Here is a 13,480-nt window from a genome sequence, read left to right as displayed (position 1 = left end):
CTAGTTCCTTAGTCTTGTTTTGAATAGCCTCTGCCAAACTTGCCATGGCCTTATCATAGTCAATCTTAGACTCTTCTGGTTTGCTTGGTTCTTCTGGTTTTGGATCCTCTTTTGGAGTCGCTTGAAGTTGATTAATACCAGCTAGAGCATTTTCCAAAGCCTTATCTACTGCATCCTGAGTCTTAGCTTCCTGGATAGCAGTAAGAGCTTGTTCGGCCAACTCAACTAATTTCTTCTTAGCTTCCTTATCATCGCCAAGTTCTTTAGTCTTTCTTTCAATCGCTTCTGCCAGACTTGCCATAGCCTTGTCGTAGTTTGGCTCCTCTGGCTGGTCTGGTGTCGGTGTGTCATCTGAACCGTAGTTGTCTTCCTTATCAAGGATAGCTTGTAAGGTTGTGGCTGTCAGCATCAACTCTTGCGCATTGACAGTGCTTGCTGAAAGTTGTTCTGATAATTTGTCCAAGTTTGACTTGAAGGCTTGACGCGCCTCTGGAGTGTTCTTCAAGCTTGTTTGGTCAAATTTAGCCAATTCATCCTTCCAGTTCTTCATAGCTTGAACTAATTCTTCTTTGGTATAAAGAGCGCTATCTTCACCACGAGTGATGAACTGATCAACTTGGATACCAATATTTCTAGACGTATCATTTCGTTTTGGATCCAATTGCAAGGTTACAGCATGCCAACCTTCTTCGAGTCCTGTCAAACGAACGAGAGTCTGATCGCCTTGACGTGTAGCTGCTGTACCACTGAAGTACTTCTTGCCATTGACATCAGTGGCATTTCCTTGACCATCTTGATACTCAAGTTCTTTACCATCCAGAGTTACCTTGTAGATACCATGTCCAGGATCAACAAAACCTTTGATTTCAAGACCTGTACCGTAGAAGTAGGCTGTTACGCTAGCATTTTTCTTTTGCTCTTCAGTCAAACGACCAAATGATGCCCAAGACTCAGTGTTTTGGTATTTGCCAGAAGAATTGGTTTCATGGTGCCAACCTGGGCTATAGTCAAGTTGACTGGCCTGATCATCGTGACTTACTTGACCTTTTTGAAGCAATTCAGCCTTCATTACTCGAACAGTTGCTTCAGTTGCAAATCCAAGCAAGGCATCGTCTGAAGCGCTAGTCATTTTCACTTTGAAGTCAAAGATAGAGTCAGCTTGCTCAGTAAAGTCAATTGTCGGAATTGTCAAAGTCTTTTCTGTTTCGCCATCTTGGAAGGTTAGGTCAGCTGTTGTGTCCTTATACACTTTACCATGAACCCCTGTCCCTGGTTCAGTCACGACATGGACTGTTGCAGCTCCTTTGCTACCACCAACACGTTTGATGGTTACAGTAACTGGTTGGCCTTTTTGAACTTCATAGGTTGTTTCTTTCAACTCAAACATACCTTTACCAGCATTGTTGAGCGTGTAGATACCTTCAGTTGCAATAGCTTTTCCAGTTTTGTTAACGAGTTTGATGGTATGTTCACCTGGAGCTAAGTCATCTGTTTCATAAACCATCTGGCTACGTTTACGAGCTGCATTATTGGTTTGTACGTCTGCAACCTTTTGACCATCAACGTAAACCGACATTTCTCCGTGGTTTGGATCCACTGTAGATACGACATAAGCCTTAGTTCCGTTGAAACGGTAAGTTACGCTTGCATCTTTTTGGTTAGTCCACATAGATGTTCCGCGGATACCTTCAGATTCGTCATACCAAGTTGTATTTGCTTTATCTGCTGTTGTATTTGAATGGTAATCCAATCCAAGAGGGTAACCATCTGTCTTCTCGATACTGCTTGGTGTCTTATAAACAGAGAAGTTTGTCAAAATAGGTGTTGCTTGCGCACCAGTAATAGTCACACGAATCTTTTGTGCTTCTACTGGTTGACCTTGGATAAGGCGACGATAACCAACAGTTGAGCCTTCACCGTATGGTACCCAACGGCCATTGAGTTCAACTTCAACCTTGAATCCAGAGATACGCTGACCTTTAGCGATATCTTCTTTGAGTTCAATCACGTCAAAGCGTCTCTTTTGACCAAGATCGACAGTAAATTCACCTGTCTTAGCATCATTTGCTAATGCCCAGCTAGTATCATCCTTACCATCTGTTAGGTGGCTTGCTTGATACAAGTGATTCTTACGAGTAGAGCTTGCAGTTACAGTTGCACCCTTAGCAAAGTCAGTCGCATACATTTGATCCAAGGTTGCTCGGAATTCTTTCAAGCGAGCCACGTCTGCATCTGCGAATTTACCTTCTTTATTAGGTGGAATATTGAGTAGAAGTGGCGTTCCCCGACCAACAGACTTGAAGTAGATATCCATCAAATCTTTGATTGATTTTGGTTGTTGATTGTCATGGTAGAACCAACCTGAACGGATAGAAACGTCTGCTTCACCTACAGAGTACATATCACCATCTGGATCTCCGTGGTTGAGATAGTCATTTCGAACATCGTCAGTGATTTTAGCTTTCTTGACCTTGTGCCAAACTGGATCTCCTGCGATACCACGTTCATTACCGATCCAACGGACGCTTGTTGGTTGAGCAGAGAAGATAGCGATATCTCCTTCAGCTTTCTTGATGTACTTGAACCACTCGTCAAAGGTGTAAGTTACTTTTTGAGCTCCGCTACCACGCGCACCATCCATCCATACTTCGATAAATTTACCATTGTTTCCGTATTTAGGATTTCCAAGGATTTCCTTGAGTTGGTTGAGATAGTATTCGTTATACTCTTTTTCAGTTGAAACATGATATTTAGGGTTATTAGCATCCCATGGTGATAGGTAAACTCCCATATTCATGTCATACTTAGTCGCTGATTTAGAGATTTCTTCGAGAAGGTCTCCCTTACCATCTTTCCATGGACTAGCAGCAACCGTGTGGTCTGTATATTTAGATGGATAAATCACAAAACCGTCGTGGTGTTTTACAACCATGATTGTTCGTTTGAATCCGGCATCCTTCAAAGTCTTAATCCACTGGTCTGTATCAAGGTTAGTTGGGTTAAAGTTTTGAGGATTTTCTCTACCGTTCCCCCACTCAGAGTTGGTATAAGTATTCATACCATAGTGGATGAAGGCCGCCAATTCTTCCTTTTGGTAGTCCAATTGAGCCTTGCTTGGAAGTGGTCCGTAAGCAGCAATTTCTGTTTCTTCATCTTTTGGATCAACTACTGGAGTGACTGGTGTTACTGGTTTTGGATCTTCAATCTTTTCGTATTCAAAAATAACTTGGTTCACTCCTTTGTGTTGGATGGTAGCTTCTTGACTTGCATTTACTGCACGGTAGCCCGTGATTTCTTTAGCTTGGAATCTATGGACAAAGGAAACTTCATATTCTTTTCCTTCGTTGTTGTCCACAGTTGCAGGTGCCAATTCTTGCTCTGTACCTTTCAAGCGGTAACGAAGGTCGAAGGAACCTTTATTGACTTTATAAACAACCTTGATAACGCGAGTTCCTGCAGGAGCCTTGCTCACAACGCTATAATCCTCTCCCCAGGCATCTTTTAGCTGTTTATTGACAGCTTTGCCATCAATTGATACAATCTCATATTTTTCTTTATTCTTCTTGAAGAAGTCAGTCTTTTCAATTTCTGTTTTATAGTTATAGTCGAACTGAGTTCCAACTTCTGTCTTTTCAACAAAAGTATCGTTTTCTTTGACTGGATTATCTTTCTGGTCTACGTGTTCGATAACAACTCGTCCATATTCAACACCTTCAAGAAGAGTTGCTACACCGCTTTCATCGAAAGAGTATTTATTTTCGCCAATAACTGCTGTCTTATTTCTGAGCATTTCTCCCTCTGGAGTGAAATAATAACGGCTACCGTTATCGCCTTGATACCAGCCTTTAACACCGTATTTATCAATGATGCCTTTAGCCCATGCTAGTTGTTCTGGAGATAGGACAAGACCTCCACCGAAACGGTCTTTTTCAGGAATGTTCATATTATCAACTGTACCACGTTGGTGAATACCGATAACTTTACCATCACCGTTGATGATACCTCCACCTGAAAGACCTGATACAGAAGTCAAACGGTAAGTTACACCAACAGTTCCCTTATCATCATACTTTTCAGTACCTTTAACAACACCATCAGCCTTATACAATTGACCAGGTACGATTGGTTCTTTCAATTCTGGAGAAGTAGAATCTGTTGGGTAGCCGATCGTGCTAACTGGCTCACCAGGGTTATAGGTACGGTATTCAGCTAAAGGAGTAAAGGTAGCTGCCTTATTTGGACTTGCAATTGAAAGTGGAACTGGAGCTACAACCAAGGCTAGGTCATTCTTATAGCCTTCACCGAATTTTTCTTTATTCCAGAAATGAATATCTTTTTCCTTGAACAAAACAGTATTTCCAGAGCTTGGCAAAGAATTATTCTTAGCAGTATTTGAACCTACATTGTAATAGAACTTAGCCGTATCACCACCACGGATAGATCCCGCATTAGTATCTGCATCCTTGACCAAGAAGTTGTGGGCCACTGTCAAGATGACATTTGGAGCAACAAAGATACCTGAACCTGAGTTAAGGTATCGCTGACTACCGCCATTGGCCAAAGGTGAGCTAAAGATTGAATAAACCATAGTAGCAGATGTAGCTGGTTGACCTTCATAATTGATATGCTTAAGGTCTTGTCCGCCATTGATAATGGCTCTATTTTCTTTTCCAGCTTCAGATGGAGCTGCTTCTGTAGGTTTCAAAATGCTCTTAGTCTCTACTTGTGGGCTATCTTTTTCTGATACAATAGCTGCAGTATCCACTTTTTTCACCGGAGTATCAGGATAGGCACGGTCAGGGATTTCTTCAGGGAGTAAATCGCCAGCCACTTCAGCAGGTTTTCCTTCCTCTGCCACTTTCTCGACAGTAGGTTCTGTTTTTTCAGTTACTTCTTCTTTAACTGCTTCTTTTTCATGATCTACATCTGCCACTTCTTTTGCTTGACTATCTACTTCAAGTTTTGGTTCTGTCACAAGCTCACTAGCCGCAACATTCCCAGATGCAAAAAAAGCAAGACCGACTGCTACAGAAGCAACACCAACAGTCAGTTTACGAATACTAAATATTCGACCTTTTTCTAAAAAATATTGTTTCATCAAATACTCCTAATCTTCTAGAGCAGTCAGCTACTGCCCGAGCCCAGTGTTATCTGGCGACAATTTTTGTTTGATTCCCTAGCTTAAAATTCTTTCTCTGAGCTATTTATTTTAAGTAAATATAAGGTTATAGAAATCGCTTACATTTTCAAACAATAAAATAATGCTTCCATTAGCAAGAATTTTTCTAGAGTTTTCGCATTATTATAAATATACTATGTTATATTAAAAAATGCAAGGGTTTTCAAAGTTTTAACTAGATTTTTACTAAATGATCATTTTACTGTTTATGACTAAAAAATCCTAAATTGGCAAGGCCAACTTAGGATTGTTTTATTTTGAAGTGATAGTAAGCTCCAAGCATACCCGCAGTATTTTGATGACGCGCAAACTCTAATCTTGTTTTTTCCGCTAAACTTGGAACAAGCGCATCTTTCAGAGCTGTACGAATTTTCGGTTTCAAAATCGCTTCCTGCCCCATAATACCACCACCTAGTATAACAACCTCTGGATTGGCAACATAACAGATGTTAGCAAGACCTTTTCCAAGATAGTCTACCATACGGTCAATTCCCTCCATACAGAGTTTATTGCCTTCTGTAGCTTCTTTGAAAATTCTACGACCATTCCAATGTTCTACTTCTTCACCATGAGCCTTAGCTACATACTCAACCAAGGCAGTTGTAGAAGCTAAATCTTGGAAAGCCCCATCTTGCATATGCATATAGCCAACTTCACAGGCAGAATTACTAAATCCATGGAAAATCTGGCCGTCAATGATTAAGCAACCGCCGATGCCCGTTCCGATGGTCAAACATAGCGTTATTCCTGCACCTTTTCCAGATCCAGAAACAGCTTCTGCTAGCCCTGCACAGTTGACATCATTTTCAATTTCACAAGGAACTTGGAAACTTTCTTCAATTTCTTTCTTAAATTGAGTCCCTGCATAGTTCGGGATCTGTGGACCAGCATAGAAAATCTCACCCTTATCAGGATCAACCATTCCCGCTGAGGAAATAGCCACACCTGTCACCGGTCCTTTTTCTAGATAGCTAGCGACAATATCTTTTGTTTTCTGTAAGATATGTGGACCGCCCTTATGAGCCTCAGTCGCTACTTCGTGAGACTCAACAAGTTGTCCATCTTGGTCAATCAAACCATATTTGATATTAGTTCCACCAATATCAATTGCAACATAATTAGTCATAAAGCCTCCTATTGATTAGAGGAAACGCTCCTTAGTTTCACGAATCAATTGAGCAGCTGCTTCTACAACTGGACGATCTTCTTCGGTCACTGGTGTAAGTGGAGAACGAACTGATCCGATATTAAGTCCTTCATTGATTTTCAAGACTTCTTTGATAACGCCGTACATATTTCCATGCGCAGCAGTCAATTTACCAATAATAGCGTTGATAGCATATTGCAATTCACGCGCTGTTTCTAGGTCTTTGTCCGCAATCAATTGGTTGAGTTTCAAGAAGAGTTCTGGCATAGCACCATAAGTACCACCGATACCAGATTTAGCACCCATGAGACGTCCACCTAGGAATTGTTCATCTGGACCGTTAAAGACGATATGATCATCACCACCAAGACTAACAAAAGTTTGGATATCTTGAACTGGCATTGAAGAGTTTTTAACACCGATAACACGTGGGTTCTTCAACATTTCTGTGTAAAGACTTGGAGTCAAAGCAACACCTGCCAATTGAGGAATATTATAGATAACGTAGTCTGTGTTTGGTGCTGCTGCACTGATGTCGTTCCAGTATTTCGCAACTGAGTACTCAGGCAAACGGAAGTAAATTGGTGGGATTGTTGCGATAGCATCAACACCCAAGCTTTCTGCATGACGAGCAAGTTCGATACTGTCTTTAGTATTGTTGCAAGCCACGTGAGCAATAATGGTCAATTTACCTTTAGCAACTGCCATGACTTCTTCCAAGATCAATTTGCGGTCTTCTACGCTTTGGTAGATACATTCACCTGAAGAACCATTGACATAAAGTCCTTGAACACCTTTATCAATAAAGTATTGCACCAAAGCACGAGTACGTTCTGGGCTTACTTCGCCCGCATCATCATAACATGCGTAGAAGGCAGGAATGACGCCTTCATATTTTTTTAAATCTGACATAGATTTCTCCTAAGATTTCTTATTTTCTGCTCTGGGCAGATGATTTTTTACTATTTTAGTATACACCTTGTGAAAAGCGCTTTCAATACATCTCAGCCACTTAGATTTTAATTTCTATTCATCTCCCATAGTTTTTCATGTTTGAAAGTAGTTTCATATCATTTTCAATCTGCTTGATATTTAGCAAACAATTTTTCCATTAATCCAGCCTGGCAAAAGGCAAGAAGACCAAAGCCAAAAAGTAGAAATGCTGATCCACCGAGTACTAGAGTAAAGCCTGATAGATAGAGAAGCATCATGATTAATAAAATAATCGCAAGCATCAAGAAGAACCAAGGGAAGTTGAAACTCACTAAGAGCAAGCCCTTTTGAAGCACTTCTTTCCAAGTCAATTCGTAACGCGCTGCGATAGGATAACTTGCTAACATGACTAATGTCAAGAAAATTAATATCCCTAGACAGATGGCTTTCAGCACCTGAAAAGCTAGACCTGCTTGTCCCCAAAACAGATACAAGTCGAGAAGACTAATCAAAACAATTCCCAATTCCAACAAACCTAGTTGAAGCCCCAATCTCAAGTTTTGCTTGAAGGCTCTAATATAGATTTTAAATACGGGTACCCTTCGACTTTTCTTAATTTCGAACATAGTCTGATAGAGACTAATCTTAGCTACTCCGATGGTCACAATAGGCAAACAAGACACAACAAAGAGCAGATTAACCGTCACGATATCTAAAACCTTCTCACAAAATCGCATAAGAAAGTTATCCGTATCGAATGCCGCTTTTATCAATCCAGATCCTTTATGTGCCATTGTTTGCTCCTCCTAACTTACTAATCAATTAAAATTTTAAATAAATATTTGCGAACTTTATCTTCCATACCTGCATAACCGTTAGGCTGATGAGGTTCTCCTGGGAAGAAAACTGCAAAATTGTGATAACCCAACAAGAGTGGGTATTGTTCATGACAATGGACAAAGCCAATATCACTGGCTTCATCAAAGGCTACAGCCTCATCTTTAACGCGAGAACCATAGCTAGAGTACTCATGTCCTTCAACTAACAAATGCAAATCTGCATAGTTTTTATGATGCTCAAAGCGATCATTTTCCTCTTGGTTGAGAACATTTTCCTGTACAACTAAGAAAACCTTATCTCCATCAATCTCGTATTTGCCTAATTCAAAACTATCTTTACGATGCTCATAGAGATAATCAATGGCCTTATCGAGATTTGGATGAATTCCTTTATAAAAGCTAATGTTTTTTAAATCATCAAAAATCATAGTAATTTCCTTTACCTGATTGTTACCTTCAGACATACGATGTCTAGCCAGTAAGTTTATAAGTGTCTAACAAAACTTCGTGAAGCAAGCAACTCCTCTCCATTTTGTAGACACTTATATATCCTGTATTCTCTTAGTCTATCAACTATACTGCTGCATACTGATAAACAGATTGTACTATATTCAATTTTCGCAGAGTACTATCCTTTGACTGCTCCCATAGTAATCCCTTGAGTGAAGGATTTTTGGAAGACAAGAAAGACTGTTACGATTGGTACAGCTGCAAGGGCAGCCCCTGCCATGATCAAACCATAGTTAGTTGCCATCTCGGCCTGCATAGTCGCAACCCCGAGTGAGATGGTCAAGTTTTGACGTGAAGTCAACATTACCAATTGCATGAAGTAGTCATTCCAAGTATTGATGAAAGTGAAGATTGCAAGAGCTGCAAATCCTGGTTTTACAATAGGGAAGGCTACGCTCCAGAAGGTACGAATCTCGCCACATCCATCGATTTTAGCAGATTCGAGCAATTCTGTAGGAATGTTTTCACTGAACTGTTTCATAAGGAAGACCCCGAATGGCCATCCGATTAAAGGCAAGATAACTGCCCAAAGAGTGTCATGGATTCCCATGAAGTTGACGATACGTACCAATGGTACAAGGACAACTTGTTTTGGAAGAGCCATGGCAGCGATAAAGATTGCAAAGAGAATGCGTTGTCCATAGAAACGTTTCTTAGCCAATACATAACCTGCTAGTGAAGAGGTTGCACAAACCAAGAACATGGTTACCAAAGAAATGAATACTGAGTTCCACATCCATTGCAAGGCTGGGTTTTGCACCATCAATTGTTGGAAGTTCTCCATTGTTGGAGCTTTAGGGAACCATTGTGGTGGAATCATAATGGTATCTGGTTGTGATTTGAATGCACCTGTCAAGATCCAGTAGAATGGGAAGATAAAGAGTACAGTCAACAAGAGCAAAATGATTGTTGAAATAACAGTAAAGGCTGTTAAAGGTTTCTTTTGTGTAGATTGCATAGCTGTCTCCTTTCCTTAGTATTCTACGTCGTTTCCGAGGATCTTGAATTGAGCGAAGCTGACAAGGGCAATCATAACTGCCAAGAATACACCAATAGTATTGGCATAGCCATATTCAGTCAATTGGAAGGCTTTTTCGTAGAGGTAGTACATAAGTGTACTTGTTGAGTAGTTTGGACCACCAGATGTCAACAACTGAATCAAGGCGAAACATTGGAATGAGTTGATGGTTGTAATGATTGCAATATAAAGAGTTGTTGGAAGAAGGCTTGGCCATTTAATCTTCCAGAATACTTGGAACTCAGTCGCACCGTCAACACGCGCTGCTTCTACAAGTGAGTTATCAATATTACCCATTGCAGCGATGTAAAGAATGATTGGTTGACCAACTGATGTTGTCAAAAGGATAATCATAATCGCCATCAAAGCCCAGTTTTTATCTCCCAACCAAGAAATGTTTTGGCTGATGATGTGGCTTGACTTAAGCACGAAGTTCAAAATACCTGATAGTGGATCGTAGATCCATTTCCATACTACTGTTACGGCAACACTACCTGTTACTACAGGAAGGAAGAAGACGAAACGGTAGAAAGATCTAGCGATGGCATTTTGTTGGTAAGTTTGTGATGCTACAAAGAGCGAGAAGAGTACAACGACTGGTACAGACCCGATAACCAAGATTACGGTATTAATCAAAGATTTTGTAAAGACAGGGTCTTTAAACATACGGATGTAGTTATCCAAGCCCACAAATTCAAAGCTAGTCATCGAATAGTTGAAGAAACTTGTGATGAAGCCCATGATCATTGGAGCTAAAACGAAGACGGTAAAGAAGATTAATACTGGTGCTAGGAATGCGTAGGAAATAATAGTTTCCCGCATGCGAATTTTATTGATTTTCACAGTCGGCACCTCACTTTCACATAGTTTTGTTTTTTTGACTGTTATCTGACCCTGATCTAAAATCAAAATGAAATTTTTCTAAGATTCGTCAATGTAAAAACTTCATTTTAATTTTGACCTGTCAGTTGCTTCTATTTCAAACAAAAGTCCCCCTTTTCATACACAGATGTGCTCAGGGAAAAGGGGGGAACTCAGTTTTTATTTAGGGCTTATTATTTAGCTGCTTTTTTGATTGTTTCATTCGCTTTTTCAGTGAATGCTTTCAATGCTGCCGCAGGTTGTTCGTCACCATTTGATACAGCTTGCAACATTGGGAACCAAAGTGTTCTCATTTCAGCAAATCCGTCGATTGTGTTGTAATATGGTGAGTAGTATTGAGTCCAGCTACCGATTGTTTCCATACGTTTGTCATCATAAAGTTTTCCAAATGAAGTACGAACTGGGAATGCACCTGTACGAACTACGTCTTTAGGACCCCATTCTTTGTCATCTGCGATGAATTGGATGAATTTCTTAGCTGCTGCGACTTTCTTTTCGTCTTTGTTGTTAAATACTGCAAATCCGTTTACAAGGTATTCAAGAGCTGGTTTACCTGAATCAGATGGGAATGGTACTTCTACCACTTCAACTTTACTTGCTTCCAAAAGTTTAGCTTGGATACCATTTTGAGCTGGTGCCCAAAGGATTGTGTAAGAAGTTTGACCGTTTGCAAAGTTTTGGATGTCTGCTCCACCGTCAAATTGTGAACCGTTGTTCAACAAACCATCTTTGATCCAGCTTGATGCTTTTTCAAGACCTTTAACGAATTTAGGATCGTCAGTTGTATATTTAGTTACTTCTTTATCAGTTACAGAACCGCCATAAAGGTTAGCGATGAAGGCACGTGTTCCTTGGTCTCCCCCTTGACCAGAACTGAACAATGAACCTGGAGTGTATCCTTTATCTTTAAGTGCTTTCAAGACTTTTTCAAAATCATCAGTTGTCCAACCTTCTTTAACAAGGTTAGCTACACCAGCATCTTCCAACATTTTCTTGTTCATAGCCATGTAGAATGGTGCAGAACTGATTGGATACATGTATGCTTTGTCACCAGCTTTACTTGCTTGTACGATGTTTTCGTTGTTAACATCTTTCACAAATTCATCTGTAAAGAGGTCATTCAACTCAGCCAATTTACCATTTTTACCGTAATTGATGATACGACCTGGTGCATCGAAAAGTACATCTGGAGCTGTACCAGCTTCGATAGCTGTTGTGATTTTTTCTGGTCCAGATTTGAAGTCGATTGTTTCTAATTTAACTTTGATATCTGGATTTGCTTTTTCGAAAGCTTCGATGATAGATTTTTCATAAGTTCCAACACCGTCACCAGATTTTTCTTGAGTAAATACCGGGAATGCCCACCAAGTAATTTCTGTTGTTGCTGCTGCATCGCCTGATTTGGCAGCATCTTTGTTAGCGTCTGATTTGCCACAAGCAGCAAGTGATAGAACCGCAGCACCCGCAAGTACTGTACAAGCTAGTTTTCTAAATTTCATTTGTATTCTCCTAATTGATAAGCGTATCCATATTGGATAATGAGCAATGTCGACTTTGTATACGTTTTCATTTTTTCCTACTAATCAACCACTCTCCTCGTTTTTTATATTGTGTTATTTAAGACCCGCAACAAATCGTTCCGTAATCTCTTTTGGTCTAGTAATAGCGCCACCAACTACGATACCTCGCACTCCGTAACCTAGGATTTGCTTAGCTTGTTCTGGTGTGTGAATTTTTCCTTCAGCGATGACGTCCACCCCTGCATCACAGAGTTTCTTGATGAGTTCAAAGTCTGGGCCATCCACTTTTGGACTGTAAGAAGTGTAACCTGATAAGGTTGTTCCGACAAAGTCAATTCCCGCTTCAACTGCTGTTAGACCTTCCTCAAAGGTACTTGTGTCAGCCATCAAGAGTTGATTTGGATATTTTTCTTTGATCTGACGGATAAATTCTTGGATCTCCAAGCCATCATGACGTTCACGCTTGGTACAGTCAAGAGCAATGACTTCGATGTCAAGAGCCGCTAGTTCATCCACTTCCTTCATTGTAGCAGTAATGAATGGTTCTTGCGGTGGATAGTCCCGCTTGATAATCCCGATAATCGGAAGTTTAGTGACCTCTTTAATTTCCTTGATATCTCGAACACTGTTTGCTCGGATACCGACTGCACCACCTTGTTCAGCTGCTTTCACCAACAAGGGGATAACTCCTCCCGCTTCTGTGTAGAGCGGTTCATGAGGAAGTGCCTGACAAGAAACGATGATTCCATCTTTGATTTGTTCAATCAAGGCTTCTTTACTAATTTGTGGCATCTACTTTCCTCCTTTTCTTTTCCTTTGTGTTTATGTGACTATTATAGCTTATTATTAAAGCGCTTTCAATATTTTGTACTAGAATAGATTGAAGTTTCAAAACAATTTTATGCAACAATTCATCCTGAAAGTAGTTTCAGACGTCTAAAATTCTTCCCAGTACCTCTCAAAGCCTTGAAAACATCGCTTTTTACTCGTAAAAACGAAAGAAAAAGGCCGTAACACCTTCTGGTTACGACCCTTTCTATTAAAGAGCAAATTTCTCTATAAAACCTTTAAGTTTATCTATTGCACTAATATTCTTTTTTCTTACCCATGGCGAACATGCCAAGAAGCATCCCCACAAGTCCTACACTTGCAAGAGTTGCAGCATCTTCACTTCCAGTTTCAGGAAGGGCTTGCTGACGTGTTGCAGGCGCTGCTGGTGCCTGATAGGTCTTACCTTGGGCCATGGCCTGAACCACAATATCTTGCTCACCTTTGAACTCAGGGACTTCATGGACAGTTGCTTCTGCACCATTAACTCCACCTATAAATTCTGGGGTTTCTAACTTAGCTGATTCTACTGCATTCACACTACCGCTAAATTCTGGGACTTCATGAATAGCGGCTTCGCCATTTACTCCTCCGGTGAACTCTGGGACTTCATGTACAGCACCT

The 13,480-nt window shown here is 40.4% G+C and carries 10 protein-coding genes; all 10 read right to left on the bottom strand.

Annotated features, from left to right (window positions below):
• Positions 1–5,098: alpha-L-fucosidase (locus tag QM867_RS10300; RefSeq protein WP_414315717.1), on the bottom strand; the 5,098-nt coding region annotated here is incomplete at its 3' end.
• A gap of 322 nt (positions 5,099–5,420) precedes the next feature.
• Entirely contained in the window at positions 5,421–6,305 is an 885-nt protein-coding gene (locus QM867_RS10295) for an ROK family protein (protein WP_414315716.1), read from the bottom strand.
• 15 nt (positions 6,306–6,320) lie between these two features.
• Entirely contained in the window at positions 6,321–7,238 is a 918-nt protein-coding gene (locus tag QM867_RS10290; protein WP_248035138.1) for a dihydrodipicolinate synthase family protein, read from the bottom strand.
• A 164-nt stretch (positions 7,239–7,402) separates the two neighbouring features.
• Positions 7,403–8,053, bottom strand: coding sequence for a DUF624 domain-containing protein (locus QM867_RS10285; RefSeq protein ID WP_414315715.1), 651 nt, complete (start codon positions 8,051–8,053; stop codon positions 7,403–7,405).
• A gap of 20 nt (positions 8,054–8,073) precedes the next feature.
• Positions 8,074–8,526, bottom strand: coding sequence for a YhcH/YjgK/YiaL family protein (locus tag QM867_RS10280; protein WP_045762684.1), 453 nt, complete (start codon positions 8,524–8,526; stop codon positions 8,074–8,076).
• A gap of 200 nt (positions 8,527–8,726) precedes the next feature.
• Positions 8,727–9,566: a carbohydrate ABC transporter permease gene (locus QM867_RS10275; protein WP_045613500.1), complete on the bottom strand. Its 840-nt coding sequence runs from the start codon at positions 9,564–9,566 to the stop codon at positions 8,727–8,729.
• 15 nt (positions 9,567–9,581) lie between these two features.
• Positions 9,582–10,448 (bottom strand): carbohydrate ABC transporter permease, encoded by an 867-nt coding sequence (locus tag QM867_RS10270; protein WP_075227343.1) that lies wholly within the window; start codon positions 10,446–10,448, stop codon positions 9,582–9,584.
• Positions 10,449–10,681: 233 nt separating this feature from the next.
• Positions 10,682–12,007: an ABC transporter substrate-binding protein gene (locus QM867_RS10265; RefSeq protein WP_414315714.1), complete on the bottom strand. Its 1,326-nt coding sequence runs from the start codon at positions 12,005–12,007 to the stop codon at positions 10,682–10,684.
• 114 nt (positions 12,008–12,121) lie between these two features.
• Complete coding sequence (locus QM867_RS10260; protein WP_001135642.1) at positions 12,122–12,820, bottom strand: N-acetylmannosamine-6-phosphate 2-epimerase; 699 nt, start codon at positions 12,818–12,820, stop codon at positions 12,122–12,124.
• Positions 12,821–13,113: 293 nt separating this feature from the next.
• Positions 13,114–13,480, bottom strand: a 367-nt coding sequence (locus QM867_RS10255; protein WP_414315713.1) for an SIALI-17 repeat-containing surface protein, incomplete at its 5' end; no start/stop codon positions are given.

Origin of the sequence: Streptococcus infantis (assembly GCF_047463635.1) — a bacterium.
Lineage (GTDB): Bacteria > Bacillota > Bacilli > Lactobacillales > Streptococcaceae > Streptococcus > Streptococcus infantis_W.
This window is presented reverse-complemented; position numbering and strand designations above follow the sequence as displayed.